16 protein-coding genes are annotated in these 19,148 nt (G+C 48.9%); 14 read left to right on the forward strand and 2 right to left on the reverse strand.

Going from position 1 to position 19,148, the window contains the following annotated elements; all coding sequences use genetic code 11:
• The first annotated feature begins 11 nt into the window (after positions 1 to 11).
• The 3 genes from Q8L79_RS03560 to ribA all read left to right on the forward strand — a co-directional run bounded on the left by Q8L79_RS03560 (position 12) and on the right by ribA (position 4,149).
• Complete coding sequence (locus tag Q8L79_RS03560) at positions 12 to 2,519, forward strand: glycogen/starch/alpha-glucan phosphorylase (RefSeq protein WP_305268068.1); 2,508 nt, start codon at positions 12 to 14, stop codon at positions 2,517 to 2,519.
• Between the two features lie 280 nt (positions 2,520 to 2,799).
• Positions 2,800 to 3,417 (forward strand): class I SAM-dependent methyltransferase, encoded by a 618-nt coding sequence (locus Q8L79_RS03565; protein WP_305268069.1) that lies wholly within the window; start codon positions 2,800 to 2,802, stop codon positions 3,415 to 3,417.
• A 123-nt stretch (positions 3,418 to 3,540) separates the two neighbouring features.
• On the forward strand, positions 3,541 to 4,149 hold the full coding sequence (gene ribA / locus Q8L79_RS03570) for a GTP cyclohydrolase II (protein ID WP_305268070.1): 609 nt from the start codon (positions 3,541 to 3,543) through the stop codon (positions 4,147 to 4,149).
• A gap of 16 nt (positions 4,150 to 4,165) precedes the next feature.
• Here ribA and Q8L79_RS03575 read toward each other — a convergent pair whose 3' ends face one another.
• On the reverse strand, positions 4,166 to 5,338 hold the full coding sequence (locus Q8L79_RS03575; protein WP_305268072.1) for a M20 aminoacylase family protein: 1,173 nt from the start codon (positions 5,336 to 5,338) through the stop codon (positions 4,166 to 4,168).
• 394 nt (positions 5,339 to 5,732) lie between these two features.
• Here Q8L79_RS03575 and Q8L79_RS03580 point away from each other — a divergent pair, with 394 nt between their 5' ends.
• The 4 genes from Q8L79_RS03580 to Q8L79_RS03595 all read left to right on the forward strand — a co-directional run bounded on the left by Q8L79_RS03580 (position 5,733) and on the right by Q8L79_RS03595 (position 10,245).
• A complete protein-coding gene (locus Q8L79_RS03580; protein WP_305268073.1) occupies positions 5,733 to 6,521 on the forward strand; it encodes a hypothetical protein in 789 nt (262 codons plus the stop codon).
• Between the two features lie 498 nt (positions 6,522 to 7,019).
• A complete protein-coding gene (locus Q8L79_RS03585) occupies positions 7,020 to 7,817 on the forward strand; it encodes a hypothetical protein (protein WP_305268076.1) in 798 nt (265 codons plus the stop codon).
• 455 nt (positions 7,818 to 8,272) lie between these two features.
• Complete coding sequence (locus Q8L79_RS03590) at positions 8,273 to 8,944, forward strand: hypothetical protein (protein WP_305268078.1); 672 nt, start codon at positions 8,273 to 8,275, stop codon at positions 8,942 to 8,944.
• A gap of 284 nt (positions 8,945 to 9,228) precedes the next feature.
• Positions 9,229 to 10,245 carry a hypothetical protein gene (locus Q8L79_RS03595; RefSeq protein ID WP_305268080.1) on the forward strand — a complete coding sequence of 339 codons (1,017 nt, stop codon included), beginning with the start codon at positions 9,229 to 9,231 and terminating at the stop codon, positions 10,243 to 10,245.
• Between the two features lie 157 nt (positions 10,246 to 10,402).
• Here Q8L79_RS03595 and Q8L79_RS03600 read toward each other — a convergent pair whose 3' ends face one another.
• Entirely contained in the window at positions 10,403 to 11,140 is a 738-nt protein-coding gene (locus tag Q8L79_RS03600) for a hypothetical protein (RefSeq protein WP_305268081.1), read from the reverse strand.
• A gap of 65 nt (positions 11,141 to 11,205) precedes the next feature.
• Here Q8L79_RS03600 and Q8L79_RS03605 point away from each other — a divergent pair, with 65 nt between their 5' ends.
• The 7 genes from Q8L79_RS03605 to kdpC all read left to right on the forward strand — a co-directional run bounded on the left by Q8L79_RS03605 (position 11,206) and on the right by kdpC (position 18,899).
• Positions 11,206 to 11,496, forward strand: coding sequence for a MarC family protein (locus Q8L79_RS03605; protein ID WP_305268083.1), 291 nt, complete (start codon positions 11,206 to 11,208; stop codon positions 11,494 to 11,496).
• Positions 11,497 to 11,689: 193 nt separating this feature from the next.
• Complete coding sequence (locus Q8L79_RS03610) at positions 11,690 to 12,070, forward strand: hypothetical protein (RefSeq protein WP_305268084.1); 381 nt, start codon at positions 11,690 to 11,692, stop codon at positions 12,068 to 12,070.
• Positions 12,071 to 12,330: 260 nt separating this feature from the next.
• A complete protein-coding gene (gene corA / locus Q8L79_RS03615) occupies positions 12,331 to 13,320 on the forward strand; it encodes a magnesium/cobalt transporter CorA (protein ID WP_305268086.1) in 990 nt (329 codons plus the stop codon).
• A 647-nt stretch (positions 13,321 to 13,967) separates the two neighbouring features.
• Entirely contained in the window at positions 13,968 to 14,057 is a 90-nt protein-coding gene (gene kdpF, locus Q8L79_RS03620) for a K(+)-transporting ATPase subunit F (protein WP_081466901.1), read from the forward strand.
• Positions 14,057 to 15,799: a potassium-transporting ATPase subunit KdpA gene (gene kdpA / locus Q8L79_RS03625; RefSeq protein ID WP_305268089.1), complete on the forward strand. Its 1,743-nt coding sequence runs from the start codon at positions 14,057 to 14,059 to the stop codon at positions 15,797 to 15,799. Before kdpF ends, kdpA begins: the two co-directional genes overlap by 1 nt.
• Before the next feature lie 300 nt (positions 15,800 to 16,099).
• Positions 16,100 to 18,169: a potassium-transporting ATPase subunit KdpB gene (gene kdpB / locus Q8L79_RS03630; RefSeq protein WP_305268091.1), complete on the forward strand. Its 2,070-nt coding sequence runs from the start codon at positions 16,100 to 16,102 to the stop codon at positions 18,167 to 18,169.
• 154 nt (positions 18,170 to 18,323) lie between these two features.
• Positions 18,324 to 18,899, forward strand: a complete 576-nt coding sequence (gene kdpC / locus Q8L79_RS03635; protein ID WP_305268092.1) for a potassium-transporting ATPase subunit KdpC — start codon at positions 18,324 to 18,326, stop codon at positions 18,897 to 18,899.
• The last annotated feature ends 249 nt before the right edge of the window (positions 18,900 to 19,148 follow it).

Raw genomic sequence — 19,148 nt, forward strand, 5'->3', positions numbered from 1 at the left:
TGGAGTAAACCATGCCTGATAAACGATTTGTTATGAGCAAGCCTAAATCTTCAATCACTGATGTCGCTACGTTGGGAGTCATAAAAGAGGATTTTATTAATGATTTTAAACGGTATTATGTTCATTCATTGGGGCGGGACGAGAATTTCCGTTCATCGCCTTTCTATGCCTGCGAGGCGTTGTCGCTATCTATCCGCGACCGGTTGATGGAGCGCTGGAAAACCACTTATAAAACCTATAACAAAATGGACAGCAGGCGGGTTTATTACCTTTCAATGGAATTTTTGATGGGTAGAACCTTGAGTAATGCCATGCTTAATCTGGGGGTAACGGATGAAGCCACTCAGGCTATGCATGATTTGGGCATTGAAATCGAAGAGCTGGTGGACAGGGAGCTCGATGCCGGCCTGGGTAATGGCGGGTTGGGGCGATTGGCGGCCTGCTTTATCGACAGTTGTGCGACACTGCAATTGCCGGTTGTAGGTTACGGTTTGCGTTATGAATACGGCATGTTTACGCAAACTATCGTCAATGGCGAACAGGTCGAAAAGCCGGACCACTGGCTGCGCTACGGCAATGTCTGGGAAGTTGAGCGGCTGGAATATTCGCTACGTATCAAGCTTGGCGGTCATACCGAGATACAGACCGATGAACAAGGCAATCAGCGGGTATGCTGGATCAGCACTAATGATGTATTGGCCGTCCCCTTTGACACACCGATACCCGGGTTTAAAAACAATACCGTCAATACCTTGCGATTATGGAAAGCCGTAGCGACTGAGGAATTTAACCTGGACGAATTTAATGCGGGTGATTATGCCGAATCGGTGGCCGCAAAGGTCACCGCAGAGCACATTACCATGGTGCTGTATCCCAATGACGCCAACGAAAACGGCAAGGAATTGAGGCTGCGCCAGCAGTATTTTTTGGCCTCTGCCAGCTTACAGGACGTTTTCTCCCATTGGGTCAGGCAGCATGGGCATGATTTTAGCAATTTTGCCAAGAAAAGCTGTTTCCAGTTAAACGATACCCATCCGAGCATCGCCATTGCCGAACTGATGCGGCTGTTAATGGATGTGCATGGCCTGTCATGGACCGAAGCCTGGGGAATTACCCGGCAAACCATGGCTTATACCAATCATACCCTGCTTCCTGAAGCACTGGAGAAATGGTCGGTCAAACTGATGCAAAGCTTGTTGCCGAGATTGATGGAGATTATCTTTGAAATCAACGCCCATTTTATGTCGGAAGTTGCCGCGCATTGGCCCGGTGATAGAGCCAGATTGAGTAGAATGTCGATTATAGAGGAAGGCCCTGAACAGCAGGTGCGTATGGCTTATCTTGCCATCGTCGGCAGTTTTTCGGTCAATGGCGTAGCTCAATTGCATTCCCAGTTATTGCAACAAGGCCTGTTTCGCGATTTTTATGAATTGTGGCCGAACAAGTTTAACAATAAAACCAACGGCGTAACCCCGCGCCGCTGGCTGGCCTCTTGTAATCCCGAGTTAGCCGCATTAATAACCGAAACCATCGGAGACGGCTGGATAACTCATCTGGACGAATTAAAAAAGCTGGAGCCTTTTGCCGAAGATGTCGAGTTCAGGAATCGCTGGCGAGCCATAAAACAACGTGCCAAGCAGCGTCTGATTGAACACAAAAAACAATATCTGGACATCCATTTAAATCCCGATGCGTTGTTTGATATACAGGTTAAACGTATCCATGAATACAAGCGGCAGATTTTAAATGTCCTGCATGTGATTCATCTTTACGACCGTATTAAACGCGGTGAGACACTCGACTGGGTTACGCGTTGCGTGTTGATTGGCGGCAAGGCGGCGCCGGGTTATGCGATGGCAAAAAGAACCATTAAACTGATTAATAACGTCGCCCATGTTATCAACTCGGATCCCGATGTCGGCGACAAATTGACGCTGTTTTTTCTGCCCGACTACCGGGTTTCAGGCATGGAAATAATTTGCCCTGCGGCCGATCTTTCCGAGCAGATTTCTACTGCAGGAAAAGAGGCATCCGGCACCGGCAATATGAAACTGATGATGAACGGTGCATTAACTATAGGAACACTGGATGGCGCTAATATTGAAATAAGGGAAGAAGTCGGCGATGAAAATTTCTTTTTGTTCGGCCTGACCGAAGAGCAGATCGAGGCAAGGCGGGAGCATTACGACCCTTATGCCATCATTGATCAGGATGAAGATTTGCAACGAGTGATGAATCTACTGGAAAGCGGACATTTTAATCAGTTTGAACCGGGAATTTTCGACGACCTTATCGCATCGATTAAAAGCAAGTTCGATCCGTGGATGACCATCGCGGATTTTAGAAGCTATATCGACGCGCAAAAACGTGTGGAATCCGCCTATCAGGATAAAGACCACTGGGCCCGGATAAGCATATTAAATTGCGCAAACAGCGGCAAATTTTCCACGGACAGAACCATCAGCGACTATAACCGGGACATCTGGAAATTGGAGCCGGTGCCAGTACAATATCCCTAAGCCGGAACCAAAATTAAAAGCTTTTATTTACCACGAAGGCACGAAGAACACGAAGTTTTTATCTTTGCTTTTTCTTCGTGCCTCGGCAATTGCTCCTGCATTGCTCTACCTCCTGCATAACCCACAGGGATGTGGGGAATGCAGAGAAATGACTGGATCATTTCCTGTCCGTGCAGTCGTTCGTGGTGAATTAATCAACCTGTTTACATTCATATTATTGTTGATGACAGCCAAGCTCACGCTGTACTATGCAGATCCCGATTAACTACCTGTAGCCATCATGAAGCCAGACAGCATCGCCATTAGAAAACGATACGACCGGATCGCCCCGTATTTTGAGGGCATGGAGGCGGTCATGGAAGGGCTGTTTTTTAAAAACTGGCGGAAAAGACTATGGGCCAAGGTTGAGGGCCATCATATCCTGGAAGTGGGCGTAGGGACGGGCAAGAATTTCGACTATTATCCCAAGGATGCCAGAATAACCGCGATTGATTTTAGCGAACAGATGCTAAAGCAGGCGGCGCAGAAACGGGACAGGAAAAATGTCAATGTTGAGCTGGAGCTGATGGATATCCAGTCGTTATGCTTTGCCGATAACAGTTTCGATACGGTTATTTGTTCCTTTGTTTTTTGCTCGGTGCCGTCGGCGGTCAAGGGATTGAAAGAGCTTTACCGGGTCTGCAAACCGGGCGGACAGGTTTTATTACTGGAACATGTATTAAGCTCAAACCCTGTCATTGCCGCTGTCATGAATCTGCTTAACCCTGTCGTTGTCGCACTGGTTGGGGCAAACATTAACCGGAACACCGTTAAAAACGTTAAAGCCTGCGCTTTTACCTCCGTGCATGTCGATGAACGCAGCAGTGATATTATCAAGCTGATTGAAGCCAGAAAATAACGGACATTTGCAGCATTCGTTTTGTCAGCAATCAGAGTTCCAAAAAACCGGCATGAAACTTTTTAACTGGATAGCCGTTGAATTGGGTAAAATAGAATGAATTTTTGGATTAGTCATATTTAAGTGAAGCCACAATTAGAAAACCTGGTACAGACGCCGATCCCGACCAAACACGGCGAGTTTATCCTGCATTATTACAGCAATACCATTGATGACAAGGAGCATGTCGCCCTGGTTAAAGGCGATGTTGCGGACAAGGAAAATGTACCGGTACGTATTCATTCCGAGTGCTTTACCGGCGACGTATTAGGCTCAAGGCGCTGCGATTGCGGCGAACAGCTGGATATGGCGCTGCAAATTATTGATAAAGCCGGTTTCGGCGTATTGATTTATCTGCGTCAGGAAGGACGCGGTATCGGCTTGTTGAAAAAGTTACAGGCTTATAATTTGCAGGATCAGGGTATGGATACGGTTGATGCCAATATCCATTTGGGTCATCTTGCCGACGAAAGGGAATACAGCATTGCCGCTTTAATGCTGGAAAACCTGAGCATAAAGTCCATAGAATTGATTACCAATAACCCCAACAAGATAGAAGAGTTGAAAAAACTCGGCATTATCGTGGCAGGCCGCATTCCGGTCGAGGCCCTGGCTCACGATGACAATGTCGGTTATTTGAAAACCAAGGCAAAAAAAATGGCGCACATGCTGTTTGAGTCAAAAAAAGAGTAGGCTCCACTCCTACAGATTAGCCCAACACTGTTTCAACCAGTTTCACCCAGTAAGCGGTGCCGACCGGCAATATCTCATCGTTAAAATCATAATGCGGATTATGCAACAGGCAGCTGTTTTCGGAAGAGCCGTTGCCAATCCAGACATAGCAGCCCGGCTTTTCCTGCAACATAAACGCAAAGTCTTCCGAACCCATGCAGGGCGCCGGTTGTCGATCGACACAGCCTTCTCCGGCCACGGCTATCGCCGCTTGTAGCGCCAGTTCCGTTTCAGCTTCCGCATTAAAAGTCACAGGATAGCCGGGGTTTTCCGGGTTGAATTTGATTTTTGCACTGACTTCAAAACCCTCGCAGACCGCATTCACCAATCGGGCGATTTTATCGGCAATGGTTTTTTGAGTCGCACCGTTAAAGCAACGGAAAGTGCCTCTCAACACAACCGATTCCGGCAGCGCATTCCAGGTATTGCCCGCATGGATCTGGGTAATACTGACCACGGCCGGGTCGATGGGATTAACCGTTCGGCTGACAATAGTCTGCAACGCGGTAATCAGCTGGGCCGAGGCGACTATCGCGTCATTGCCCAAATGCGGCATTGCGGCATGCGTTGCCTGTCCGTCGATAATGATCTCAAAGCAGTCGAATGAGGCCATCATCGCACCGGCTTTAACCGCAAAATGTCCTGCCGGAATATCGGGAAAATTATGCAGCCCGAATACGCAATCGGCCGGAAATTTTTCAAACAAGCCGTCATCAATCATCCGCCCGGCTCCGGCGCGCCCTTCTTCGGCAGGTTGAAAAATAAAATACACCGTGCCGTTAAAGTTGCGATGCTCGGCTAAATAGCAGGCCGCGCCCAGCAACATCGCCGAATGACCGTCATGACCGCAGGCATGCATTTTCCCGTCGTGGCAGGATTTATGGGCAAAAGTGTTTTGCTCCTGAATGAACAAGGCATCCATGTCGGCGCGCAAAGCTATTTTTTTGTCACCGTTCCCGCCAGTAAGCGTAGCGACAACGCCGGTTCCGCCTAATCCCTGATGAACGTCCAGGCCGAAACTCGCCAACTTCCCGGCAATAAATTCAGCTGTTTGTATTTCCTCAAACGCGGTTTCAGGAAACCGGTGCAGATGCTGCCGCCACTCGCGCATTTGGGCGTGCAGCTGCGGTATATCGTTTGCTATAGACATAAAAACTCGCATGAATTTGATGATGATTACTATGCTACAACTAAGTTTTGATAAACAGTAAGCATTTTTACAGGGTGCTTGGTGACGAATAAATTCGACACTGGATGCCCCGGATGCTGCGTCTTATGGTTGATAAACGCAGTCCGGAAAACTGTTCTCTTTAAATTTCAACTTAAGTTTAGGCTTATATCTCCGAGCAAGTTTTTACGCAAGAGTATGGCGTTATTTTCTCGTACAATACTGTGTGGAGCAGGGTGTTTACCGGGTTAACTGCTGTCATTTTGGCGATTTCAGTATTCATGCAAGCAAATGACTCAAACGATGTACCTCGTTATTCAGAATATTCTGTGCGGACAGCATTTGATAATCGTGATGGGTTGTAGGGACGAGCATCATGACCGCGATGAAAAAGGGGGCGGATGCTACTGTCGCTATTCCGGCGGCCGAGGTTCAAGCCGCTCTTGAGTTGATTTTGGCAAGTAGTGTGTTTGTTAACGCACCGCGCATGTGCCGTTTGCTGCGGTTTCTCGGTGAGAAGGCACTCTTTGGGGAAGCTCAGAATACCAGCGAATATTTTATCGGTATCGAAGTCTTTGATCGCGACCCTTCCGCTTATCGCGCCGGTGACGATCCTGTGGTCCGGGTTCAGGTCGGTCGCTTGCGTGAAAAACTTAAAACGTATTATGCGACGTTGGGTGCCGGCGCCGACATTGAAATATTAATTCCGACAGGCAGTTACATGCCGGTTATTCAACGCAAAAGTGTTGCGGATATCGACCCCAAGCAGTCGGGTATGTTGGCAATCCATCCCTTTAAATGTATTTCGCATCATCGAGATGGCGTACATTTCACGCAGGGTTTGAATGAGGAACTTATGCATCAGCTGTTTAAAGCATTTGGAAAAATAATTGTAGCGCATTCATTTTTCACGTCAGGCAATGTCGATAACGAAAGCTGGACTTTAAAAGATATTTCCAGTGCTGGAGTAAACCACTTGCTTGAAGGAAGCGTCCAAATTGACGCAGAACGCATTCGAGTTTCAATCCGCCTGGTTGATGTTTCAGTTGGGTGTATCGCTTGGTCAGAACAATTTGATCGACGTGTTTTTTTTGCCATCTCGCATCAGGAAGAACTTGCCTCATCTATTTGCAGTGCATTGCAGCGTTTTTTTTGTCGCAAGTAACGGCGTCTGCGGGCATTGTATTTTAAATCACGCCGCCGTGTCCCATGCTACATCAAGGTTGATCAAACAGTTGTTACCGTAACACTGATGAAGGGTTACGGTAACGATACTTACGTTAGACGCCATTATAGCGTTATTGTTTGGCGCGTGATTTTAATTACTAACGTTTCTAAGGTCATTGTTTATTATAAGTTATTGTAAATAAACAACTAAAATCTGCATTTCATGCGCGCGTTACGTGTTTTGACTTGAAATGACGATATTTGCTTATACGCCTCTTAAATAAGCCGGGATAACTAATCAGCTTATTTTTTATTAAACCAATCAATATTCATGAGAATTAGTCATATTGTTTTAAAACAGCATGTCAAATTTAATGGCTTACTCAAATGAATTCCAAAATTTTAGATAATTATTGAATACACTAATTATGGGTATCGTATTTAGAAGTATGAAAGAACGTTCAAGTCTGCATTTCATAAACGTGATGGGCCGGTAATGAACATCATGACTGCGGTGAAAAATGGGAAGGATGATGTCGATGCTGTTCCAGCGGTTGATGTTCGGACAGCCCTTGAGACGATTCTGGCAAGTAGTGTATTTATTAATGCGCCACGCATGTGCCGTTTGTTGCGATTTCTTGTCGAGAAGGCGATCTCCGGGGCTGTTCGCGACACCAGCGAGTATGCCATCGGCATAGAGGTTTTTGATAGAGATCCTTCTTCTTATAGTGTCAGTGAAGATCCTGTGGTCCGGGTTCAGATCGGTCGCTTGCGTGAAAAGCTTAAAGTTTATTACGCGACGTTGGGGTTTGGCTCAGGCATCAAAATATTAATTCCAATAGGCAGTTACATGCCGGTTATCCAGAGCATGAAAGCAGTGGACATTGATTTCAAGCAGTGTTGCATGTTGGTAATCCACCCCTTTAAGTGTATTTCGCATCGTGGAGATAGCGTCCATTTCACGCAAGGCTTGAATGAGGAGCTTATGCATCAGCTGTTTAAAGCATTTGGAAAAATAATTGTACCGTATTCTTTTTTCACGTCAGGCGATGCCGACACTGGAAGCAGGACTTTAAGAAATGGTGCCAACACTGGAGCAAACCATCGACTTGAAGGCAGCATCCAAATTGACGCAGAAAGCATTAGAGCCTCAATCCGCGTGGTAGATGTCTCGGTGGGCTGCATTACTTGGTCAGAACAATTTGATCGGGATGCTTTTTTTGCCATTACGCTTCAGGAAGAGCTCGCCTCCTCTATTTGCGGCTCATTAAAGAGCTTCTTCGGTCATGAATAACGGTATTTTCGCGGATGCTGTGCTGCTTTATCCAGGGGCAGTCCGGCACAGCATGCTTGTTTGATAAAGCGGCTGATGCCTAATGTTACTGTAACGATACTTATGTTAGAGTCGGCAAGGTTTTATTGTTTAGCCGTGTGATTTTAATTACTAGATACGGTAACGATGTCGCACAGTAAGTTGACCTGGATAGCTTGAAAATAAACGCATACCGATCCTGCTTAGTCTGGTTCCATCAACAACAGGCAAAGTAACTAATAATTTTTCGTTAGGAAAAATATGACGGCATACGTTATCAAACGCTTTCAAAATAAAGGCTTAGCTTACAAATTTATTTGGTTTTTTATAATAATTACTTCGCCGTTATATTTGGCTGACCTTGAGCACTTGCCGGCCACCTGTGAATATTAGCGACATTAATGAAGTAAAACTCAACTTTAATTTTGGAGATAACAATGGCAACACCTTACGGCGTCACAATCACTATGAGTGCAAGCACCGTTACAAATCTTATAAACGGTACTTTCAACCTATACGGCTTCAAAGCCGTACAAACTACACAATCGGGGGGCGCGCCGCTCGTTTGGTTTAAAACGTTAAATTATTCAACAACTACTGCTGTTTCCTGGCAGGAGCAGTACCAAGCCTACACGTCCAACAGCAGTATCATTGCAAATGGCCAAATTATAGCGAGCAACTCCAACAATATTAACCTTGGCCAAACCATGAATGTTGCTACGGGCGGGATAGGTACCGTGGTTAATGACGGCACTGATTTGGCTATTTCAATTTTAAACCAAACAACAACTCAATACACATGCGGTATTTCACAAACAGCGACCGACGGCTCAATGAATCCTCTTTGTGCATTTCCGCTGTATGGCGGTAACATGGATGTTATAGCACCCATCGAGAAAATTTTACTTATGTTCTCCTCTAACCAGATCAACACCGGAACGGTAATCCAAAAAGCTTACAGCCCCGGTATTTTTATCGATCTGACGGCTAATAATAATGTAAATGTGGCATACGATCTTAACTCGGGTTGGTCGTGGGGCGGATATTCATGGGCGCAGTCAGTTACGGCTAACGCATCTATGTCTCCATTACTCATCCAATCATCGTAGACTGGTTATGCAAAAAACCTCTTTAATTTAGTACAAACGCTGAAGAGAATCATTCGGCTATGTTGAAGTAAGAAATCGAGCCAGATTATAAATCCAGCTCGATTGATTTTGCTCCTCTGGTGCTTATTGTAGATGTTATTTCAGAGTTGCCTATGTCCTCAGCCCCCTCATGGCGTAAGCCATGAGGGGGCTTCCTTATTCGGTTTTATCGCGCAAAATACATGCCCATAACCATTCTCTGCGTAGGTTGCAATCGGCTGGCGCGTTAATTTAATTTATTTTTAATGCGTTACATCAAACGGTTGCACAACCTGGCTTGGCGGATATTTGCGGATACGGCGAGTGCCGTGGCGGCAGGAGGAAACCGTTGTTTTTGTAAAAGCCCGCGTTGGACAACCCGGCTAAAAACCACGCAGCCGGTAATGCTTACGACGTCCCAGTCGTCCGGCTTCCACAACATTGACGACCCATTAACCCGACGCGATTTCGTAAAGCTTTGCATTTTAGCGACGCAAAAAACCCTACGTGTTAACTCTCAGTCTTATCTCTTCTGGGGACTGCTCGATTCCAGTCCGGTAGAGAGTGCCATGTCGAACTCGCCATATAATGTGACGATTAATATAAACATGAATGCGGATAGCATTCAAAAGCTACTAGCCAGCCAATACACTTTATACGGGTATAAAGCAGTACAAAGCACCGATAAAGCGGGTAGGCCGTTGGTATGGTTTGGCACCCAAAGCTACTCAACGACAACTGTCGTCAGCTGTTCTGATGCGTATCAGGTTTACACCTCCAGTAGCCCTATCGTGTCGGGAGAGCAAATAACCGTCGGCTTTTCAACGGGTATCTTGTGCGGACAAACATTGCAAGTTCTTGATGGCGGGGTTGGACCCGTTGTTAACACGGGAAATCCTGGCGATGTCTCTATTGCCAACCAAACGACAACAGAATTTACCTGCGGCATAATGCAGGAACAAATTATCAATGGGAATCCTTCGGCTTTTGTACCCTATTGCGCCTTTCCATTGAATGGGTTAAATCTCCAGGAAATCAGACCTCTTAATAAAATTCTTTTGATGTTTGCTACGGCAAAGACAAATACCGGCACGGTGGTCGCAGACAATGCAGAAAGTACAACGCCTCCCGGTGCTAATGGGCCGGGGATAATAATAGATTTTAGCGCGATGTCCTCGTGCACGGTAACGTACGATGTGAATCTGGGCTGGGACTGGGACGACTATGCCTGGGCACAACAGATTCCTGCAAATGAGAACCTTACCCCGTGGCTAATCGAATAGCATCGCACAGCTGCTTAAACCAACTTAAAGCGGGCAGGCTCTTTGATAGCTTGCAGCGGTTGATTATGGTTGTGGTGGGTTTCGGCCATTGCCTCTACCCACTCTACACGCCATCAAAATCGGTTGATGACCCCGGAAGACAGGCAACTAAGATTATTTACGCGGGTATTAGCACACCGGGCGCTAAAGGATTCATTTGCCATGGAAACGCATAAAAGCCCGCGCCGGCAATGAGTTGAGCCGCAAGCGTCGCAGAACATGCACTTAGGAACGCTTCTATTTCGGCAGCATTATTCGGATTATTTATGACGTTCTGTATGGCTACCAGACACGCAGGGTCGGCTAAATTATGCGCATTCAAATAATTGAATACCTGTACGTCAACTGCATTACCGGGATAGTTGCCTCGTTGCGCATCTACAGGCGCTCTACAGATATTAACCGGATTCCAGGTCATGATTGAAAAGAAGCCTCCGACTCTCGCTTCCGCATTAACCGCATTATTGAGTATAACTGGCGTCCCCCAGTCAAAAAAGGCGGCTTCCGGCGCGGCAACAGGATTAGCTTGAAGAGCATTGGCATAATCCAGGACCTGCTGAAGCCAAGGCCGAGGAGGGATTTGGTTGTTAATGAAATTAACGACATCGCCAACATTGTTACATGCTTCTGACATTGCAATCATTAAAGGATCCAACACGATATTCAGTATGTTTTGAGGAACGATGTGACCTTGATGATCTAATACATTAGTTCCTTCTACCAGTCTGTAATTAAAATTACCCGGTCGACCGTGATTAAACAAAAATGAATCGAAATTGTTTCCTGGTAGCGGATACGGATCCCTATCGCGGTAAAGCGGATTCCATCCGTGTATGTTGTCAGTATTGCCAGCCATAATTTAAGCCTCCAAAAAGTTTTAATATGTAATGAAAATGAGCGTCAGATACGGGAATATGGAAAGTGGGCTACTCTGCCATCTTGCCCCGTCCGAGCTGCCCCCAATCTCGCCTTAAACAATATTGCCTTACCGGCTTTAAAGTAAGTATCGTTACGGTAACAGTCTTTTTCCGCGATCAGGGCCGCCGTCCGACAAGCCAAGCTTGGCTGCCTAACCTGAACACTATTCTATTGCCGGTGGCTGGCGTGTTGCTCATTGCTCTGGTCGGAGGCAAGTTTATGCTGGAGTTTTTCGGTATCGGTAGTCCCTCGTTTCGGATTGCTGGCGGTATCGTCTGCCGTTACTCATTTTGATTTTCAAGGTTATCTATTTTTTTATAAAATTGAGCTTAGCGTTTACAGCTTTCTTAAGGCAATTTTTATTAACATGCAGTTAATTGCTTGATAACCGGTTTTACATGAGCGGCCGCTGTTGAAATCAATATAGCGCCGATTGAGCCGGGATTAATTCAAGCGTTTCCCCTGTAAGTTTTTACGAGGTGCTTTTATGAATAGTAAGTTTATTAGGTTGGTTATGATCTTGGTGTCGAGCCTTATGGCTCAGGCTGCATTTTCAAACACCTTTCATTCAGTGGATGCGCTATCGAAATTGGCGATTTATAAGGAGGTTGCCAGCGCGGATGCGAACATTGACGATCGCTATGCGTTGCCACCCAATAAGGTTTACATCGAATCTTGCCAACGGGAAGGGCTGCTTCGGCATCCTGGAGTGATTGAGAAACAGCAAATATTACGTCGGTACGGGGCTTTTTGGGTGGGGTTTGAGATACAGGCGCGTCGCGGCGGCGGTTCGGAGTGGTTTGCGCTGTGCAACTTGGAAACCGGGAAAATCATCCGTGAACACAAGCTGGTCGATGCTACATCCTGATGGGTTGGCACTGTTGAGTCACAGAATTCCCATCGTAGCTGATGCCGAACGGAGGACTTGATATTGCAATTAATCGAATAACAAACTAAAGAAGAGAGCAAAATAGATGTGTTGGGTAGCCGTTGGCTATAAGAACCTTAGGTGTCAGCTCGATAATATGATGACTATTTGGCGCGACGACTTAGCGGAGGGCATCTGCAACACTTAAACTCTAATTGAGCTTTCCGAACATTACCATTGCCAAATAACGGGGGACGCTTTTGACTGAAAAAATCGACAACAGTATGGTCATGAAATGCGTGGCCTATCAAAACGGCGTCAGTATCGGCGACGTGACCATCGAAGATATCAGCGACGTATTAAAACGGGAACATACCTTTGTATGGCTGGGGTTGCGCGAGGCAAACACCGAGTTGTTAGCCAAAATCCAGCAGGAATTCGGGCTGCATGAGCTGGCTATCGAAGATGCCTGCACGGCGCATCAGCGTCCGAAAATCGAGGAATACGGAGAATCACTGTTTATGGTGTTGCACACCGCCCATCTTGCGGAAAACCAGGTCGAGTTCGGTGAAACTCATGTTTTCCTCGGACCGCGTTTTCTGGTGACAGTCAGGCACGGCGCTTCGCATAGTCTCAGTAAAGTCAGGGAGCGTTGCGAGGCCATGCCGCAGCAATTGACCAAAGGGCCGGGATTCGCGTTGTACTCGATCATGGATTTTATCGTCGATAACTATGTGCCGATTATCGATGGCTTACAGGAACGGTTCGAGGTGCTGGAGTCGGCGATATTTGAATACCGTCCCAGTCGTCAGACCATAGAAGGCCTTTACGAACTAAAACGCGAACTGTTGCAGCTGGAAAGCGCCATTAATCCGGTCATCGACATCTGCAACGAGCTGATGCGCTTTCATAACGAAGTCATTCCCAAGGATGTGCGTGTTTATTTCCGCGATGTTGCCGATCACATCAAACGCATCGATCAGGCGATTCACGGCATGCGCGAGATGTTGTTAGCGGCAATGCAGGTGCATCTGACCTTTGAAACGGTGCGACAGAACGAAGTCGTCAAACGCTTGGCCGGTTGGGGGGCGATTCTGGCGATACCCACCATGGTATTCAGCTGGTATGGAATGAATTTCAGGCACATGCCGGAGCTGGATTGGGAATACAGCTATCCGCTGGTGGTCGGCGGTGTGACATTGTGCAGTATGCTGCTGTATTTGCGCCTGAAAAGGGCCGGTTGGCTATAGTTAAGATGCACACACGATGTCGTTAGACAATCATAAAGCCCCTTCCGATTAACCGCTAGCCGGCGGCCAGTATTAAGTGTTGCGTCTCTCTGGAACGTTGTTAGCGGTCACGACCGTGGAAGGAGCAACTTTCGAAGAAAGTTCCCCGCTCTCCCCGTCCTATAAACCATCGATGGCTTTAGCGGGATGACTTTGTCCGCAAATAAGTGAGGCACTATTTGCGACAAAACCATAACCTATTCACACAACAGCCATAGATTCAGGTGTATTGATGCGGATGCCGGAAAAATTTATCGCTGATTCACATCGCCGACGATTTCCCTGCAAATCATTAAAAACGGGTATTTGTACGAATTTATCATCGTTCGCAAACAGGCAATACTTCATGGCGCTACGATTGTTTGACCAGACTCCTGAGCGTAGCCGAAGGAGTCTCGCCAGCTTAGTTAGTGTTCGTTCGTGATGAGCCCTTTGTTCGCTCAGAAGCCCCCTGTCAAAGCAGGGGCATAACCAATTTCAAAGCAAATGCTACACAACAACCGAATTTGATGATCTGGGCGCTGTAAAGAGAGACCGCGATTTTTACAGTTTTTTTATAACAACAACGTTACATTAACCACTCGGAACATCCATAAAAAGAGGTAACCATGACCATTATCTACGGCTTGAGCGGCTTGCTCGCATTCGCATTATTCATTTATCTGCTGGTGGCGTTATTTTACCCGGAGAAATTCTGATGACCGCAAACGGCTTGTCGCAAATCACTTTATATTTTGTCGTCCTGTTGCTGTTGGCTAAGCCTTTGGGTGTTTATATGGCGGCGGTGTATGAAAATCGCCCGTTACTTCTTAAGCGCATCTTGGGGCCATTGGAAGCAGGGTTTTATCGTTTGAGCGGTGTTAACCCGGAACAAGAGATGGGCTGGAAAAGTTACGCCGCCGCTTTGCTCTGGTTCAATCTGTTCGGCGGGCTGGCGGTATTCGCATTGCAAATGCTGCAAGCCCATTTGCCGCTGAACTCGCAACAGATGGCTAACGTCACTATCGATTCGGCATTCAATACCGCGGTCAGTTTTGCCACTAACACCAATTGGCAGGGTTACGGCGGCGAAACGACGATGAGTTATCTGACCCAGATGCTGGGTTTGAGTGTGCAAAACTTCGTCTCGGCGGCCACCGGCATGGCGGTTTTGGTTGCGATGATACGCGGTTTTCAGCGCGCTCATGCGGACGGCATCGGCAACTTTTGGGCCGATTTGACCCGCGGCACTTTATATATCCTGTTGCCGCTGTCGTTGGTACTGGCGTTGGTATTGACCGGGCAAGGCGTGGTGCAAACCTTCAAACCTTACCAAACCATACCGTTGGTCGAACAAGTCAGTACCGCAACGGAAACTGCTACGCAAACCTTGGCCGTAGGGCCTGCCGCCTCGCAAATCGCCATTAAGCAATTGGGCACCAACGGCGGCGGCTTTTTTAACGCCAATTCGGCGCACCCTTTCGAAAACCCGACGCCGTTGTCCAATTTCCTGGAAATGCTGGCTATCTTGCTGATACCTGCGGCACTGTGCCATACCTTTGGCACGATGGTCGGCGACCCGCGTCAGGGCTGGGCCATTTTGTCTGCGATGACGCTGGTGCTGGTCAGCTTATTATTCGTCACGGTGGGTTATGAGCAAGGCGGCAATCCGGCGCTGACTGCGCTTGGCGTTGAACAAAGCGTTAGCGTTGACCAGTCAGGCGGCAACATGGAAGGCAAAGAAACGCGTTTCGGCATTGTCAATTCGGCGATATGGGCGACTGCGACGACAGCGGCATCCAACGGTTCGGTCAATTCCATGCACGATTCCTATACGCCGCTGGGCGGAATGATTCCGATGTGGCTGATTCAACTCGGTGAAGTCATTTTCGGCGGGGTCGGTTCCGGGCTTTACGGGATGCTGATTTTTGTACTGATTGCAGTGTTTGTCGCCGGTCTGATGATAGGCCGCACGCCGGAGTATCTCGGCAAAAAAATTGAAGCTTTCGAGATAAAAATGGCGGCTATCGTCATTTTAATTCCGGCTTTCTTTATTCTGGGTGGAACATCGTTGGCGATCATGGTGGAGGCAGGAAAATCAGCGGTTGCCAATCCCGGCGCGCATGGGTTTAGCGAAATTCTTTATGCATTTTCCTCCGCCGCAGGCAACAACGGCAGCGCTTTTGCCGGTCTTAGCGCCAATTCTCCGTTCTATAACACGGCGTTGGGTATCACGATGCTGGTCGGGCGCTATGGGATCATGATCCCGGTACTCGCTATTGCCGGTTCATTGGCGGCAAAAAAGACGGTGCCAACCACTGTAGGTACCTTGTCTACGCATACGCCGTTGTTTGTGATGCTGCTAATCGGCACCGTGGTTCTGGTCGGTGCGTTGACTTTCGTGCCCGCTTTGGCATTAGGGCCGGTGGTCGAGCATTTGGTCATGAATAGGGCTCATTAGGGAATAGAACGCGGATGACGCGGATTTGGCTGATAAACGCGGATAAAAAAGAAAGAATGGTATATGCGATTCTAAAGCCGGACGGGGTATGTTACCCCGTCCGCAGGGTTTCTCGCATGACTCAAAGATAGATAGCGGCGGCGTCAAAACGTTTGGGGCGGGGTTACAAACCCCGTTCCGCCTGGATGTAGGCCGGAATAAGACCACCCAAGCAGGCCCTGAGCTTGTCGAAGGGCGTAGCGCGAGGTGGCGTTTCCGGCCTACGACTGCGTTCCATTATATTAAAGCGAGAAATAATCAATGAGCACAAAAAGTCATAAGCAACAGCTATTTAGCAGCCAGATCCTGTGGGCTGCGTTAGGCGATACCCTGCGCAAACTGGCGCCTCAACAACAATGGAAAAATCCGGTGATGTTCGTGGTCTATATCGGCAGTTTACTGACCACCGGGCTATGGCTGTGGGAATTGTTTTCCGGAGACCACACGCAAACCGGCTTCATGTTCGCCGTGACCTTCTGGCTGTGGTTCACGGTGCTGTTCGCCAACTTCGCGGAAAGCGTCGCCGAAGGCCGCAGCAAGGCGCAAGCGGCGTCATTGCGCAGCGCCAAGCGCGATATCATGGCCAAGAAATTGGACGAACCGCATTACAGCACCGATTACGCCAAAGTCACCAGCGCATCATTGCGGCGCGGCGACATTCTGCTGATTGAAGCGGGCGACTTTGTTCCCGCCGACGGCGAAGTCATCGAAGGTGCGGCCAGCGTCGACGAAAGCGCCATCACCGGCGAAAGCGCGCCGGTGATTCGCGAGTCGGGCGGGGATTTCAATTCGGTAACCGGCGGTACGCGGGTATTGTCCGACTGGCTGGTGGTGCGGGTCGTGGTCAATCCCGGCGAAGCCTTTCTGGATCGGATGATTGCGATGGTGGAAAGCGCATCGCGGCAAAAAACGCCCAACGAAATCGCCCTGACTATCTTGCTGGTGGCATTGACGCTGATTTTCCTGCTGACCACCGTAACGTTGCTGCCGTTTTCGCTGTACAGCGTCGAAATCGCCCAATCCGGTACGCCGGTTTCGATTACCGTACTGGTGGCGTTGCTGGTTTGCCTGATTCCTACCACCATCGGCGGCTTGCTGTCCGCGATCGGGGTTGCGGGCATAGGGCGCATGATGCAGAAAAACGTCATCGCCACCTCGGGCAGGGCCATTGAAGCGGCGGGCGACGTGGACGTGTTGCTGCTGGACAAAACCGGCACGATTACGCTGGGCAACCGCCAAGCCTCGGCTTTTTTACCGATTGGTCTGACCACCGAAAAAGAACTGGCCGATGCCGCGCAACTGGCGACACTGGCTGACGAAACGCCGGAAGGCCGCAGCATCATTGTGCTTGCCAAGCAGAAATTCGCGATCCGGGAGCGCAATATTCACGAGTTGAATGCGACGTTTGTCGCCTTTAGCGCACAAACCCGGATGAGCGGCGTCAATATCGGCGAGCGCCAGATTCGCAAAGGCGCTGCCGATGCCATTCGCGGCTATGTCGAAGAGCAACAGGTGAAATTTCCGGAGGAAGCGACGCGCATCGCCGATATAGTCGCGCGCCGCGGTAGCACGCCGCTGCTGGTTGTCGACGGTGGACAGGTATTGGGCGTTATTGAGCTGAAAGACACGGTCAAGGGCGGGATCAAGGAGCGTTTTGTCGAGCTGCGCAATATGGGCATTAAAACGATCATGATCACCGGCGATAACCGATTGACGGCGGCGGCGATTGCGGCCGAAGCGGGCGTCGATGATTTCCTGGCCGAGGCGACGCCGGAAGCAAAACTCAAGCTGATCCGCGAACAACAAGCCGAAGGCCGTCTGGTGGCAATGACCGGTGACGGTACCAACGATGCTCCGGCATTGGCCCAGGCCGATGTGGCGGTGGCGATGAATTCGGGCACGCAGGCAGCAAAAGAAGCCTGCAACATGGTCGATCTCGACTCCAATCCCACCAAGCTGATCGAAATCGTTGAAACCGGCAAGCAAATGCTGATGACGCGCGGCGCGTTGACAACGTTCAGTCTGGCTAATGACCTGGCCAAGTATTTCGCCATTGTTCCGGCCGCGTTTGCGAGTACTTACCCGGAACTTGGCGCACTTAATATCATGGGGCTTAGCAGCCCTAACAACGCGATACTTTCGGCGGTTATTTTTAACGCCCTGATTATTGTCGTGTTGATTCCTTTGGCGTTGAAAGGCGTGACTTACAGGTCGCAAAGCGCGGAGGCATTGCTGCGCAAGAATTTGCTGGTTTACGGTGGCGGCGGTGTTATCGTGCCGTTTATAGGTATCAAATTGATCGATCTTGGCTTAACTGCGTTACCGTTCTGATTAAAGAAAGCCCTCTCCAGTGGGAGAGGGTTGGGTGAGGGGAATCAAAATAAGGGAAAAAGCTTATTTATCCCCTCATCCCAGCCTTCTCCCTGAGGGAGAAGGAGCGCACCATCATCATCAAAAGTACGCGAGACAAATAAAGGAGTCATCAATGACCAACCACATTAAACCCGCAATACTGATGCTATTGTTTTTTACCGTTCTGACCGGTGTCGTCTATCCATTGGCGGTCACGCTCTGCGCACAAATCGTATTCCCCAATCAGGCAAACGGCAGTTTGCTCGGCAGTAACGAACAGCCGCTCGGTTCCGAATTAATCGGCCAAGCGTTCAATCGTCCCGAGTACTTTTGGGGACGGCCTTCGGCGACTTCGCCTGTTCCCTATAACGGCGGAGCCTCCGGCGGTTCCAACCAAGGGCCGACCAATCCTGCATTGATAGATGCCGTTCAGGCGCGCATCAAAGCGTTGCGCGATGCAGACCCTAGCCATTCGGAAGCGGTCCCCGTGGATTTGGTGACCGCCTCGGCCAGCGGGCTTGATCCTCACATCAGCCCCGCGGCCGCCAGCTATCAAATCGGCCGCGTTGCCAAAGCTAGGCATATGTCGCCGGACAGTGTGGATGAACTGGTTGAGCGTTATACGGAGCCTCGGCAATGGGGCGTGTTGGGAGAGCCCCGGGTTAATGTGCTGAAATTAAATTTGGCGTTGGATCAGCGCTATGAATGATGGATTGGTATCGTTCCGGGGCTCTAGCGTGGGAACGCAGCTCGGGGCGCTCCAGCGTCGCGTTTGGCAACACGGGAGTGCGCTCTCGTTCCCACGCGCTGCGTGGGAATGCAGTCAAGGCGCGCTGCGCCGCAAGTTACGAACAACATATTACGTATACGGGACGCAGCGCGTCCAGCACTGCGTTCCCACGCGGCGCGTGGGAACGAGTAAACCCAGATTTATAGTTCCCACGCTCCCGCGCGGGAA

Source organism: Methylobacter sp., assembly GCF_030680395.1.
Classification (GTDB): domain Bacteria; phylum Pseudomonadota; class Gammaproteobacteria; order Methylococcales; family Methylomonadaceae; genus Methylobacter_A.

Coding starts and splice junctions, on each gene's coding strand:
- Q8L79_RS03560 (WP_305268068.1), top strand. CDS start 12: ATGCCTGATAAACGATTTGTTATGAGCAAGCCTAAATCTTCAATCACT.
- Q8L79_RS03565 (WP_305268069.1), top strand. CDS start 2,800: ATGAAGCCAGACAGCATCGCCATTAGAAAACGATACGACCGGATCGCC.
- Q8L79_RS03575 (WP_305268072.1), bottom strand. CDS start 5,338: ATGTCTATAGCAAACGATATACCGCAGCTGCACGCCCAAATGCGCGAG.
- Q8L79_RS03580 (WP_305268073.1), top strand. CDS start 5,733: ATGACCGCGATGAAAAAGGGGGCGGATGCTACTGTCGCTATTCCGGCG.
- Q8L79_RS03585 (WP_305268076.1), top strand. CDS start 7,020: ATGAACATCATGACTGCGGTGAAAAATGGGAAGGATGATGTCGATGCT.
- Q8L79_RS03590 (WP_305268078.1), top strand. CDS start 8,273: ATGGCAACACCTTACGGCGTCACAATCACTATGAGTGCAAGCACCGTT.
- Q8L79_RS03595 (WP_305268080.1), top strand. CDS start 9,229: ATGCGTTACATCAAACGGTTGCACAACCTGGCTTGGCGGATATTTGCG.
- Q8L79_RS03600 (WP_305268081.1), bottom strand. CDS start 11,140: ATGGCTGGCAATACTGACAACATACACGGATGGAATCCGCTTTACCGC.
- Q8L79_RS03610 (WP_305268084.1), top strand. CDS start 11,690: ATGAATAGTAAGTTTATTAGGTTGGTTATGATCTTGGTGTCGAGCCTT.
- kdpF (WP_081466901.1), top strand. CDS start 13,968: ATGACCATTATCTACGGCTTGAGCGGCTTGCTCGCATTCGCATTATTC.
- kdpA (WP_305268089.1), top strand. CDS start 14,057: ATGACCGCAAACGGCTTGTCGCAAATCACTTTATATTTTGTCGTCCTG.
- kdpB (WP_305268091.1), top strand. CDS start 16,100: ATGAGCACAAAAAGTCATAAGCAACAGCTATTTAGCAGCCAGATCCTG.
- kdpC (WP_305268092.1), top strand. CDS start 18,324: ATGACCAACCACATTAAACCCGCAATACTGATGCTATTGTTTTTTACC.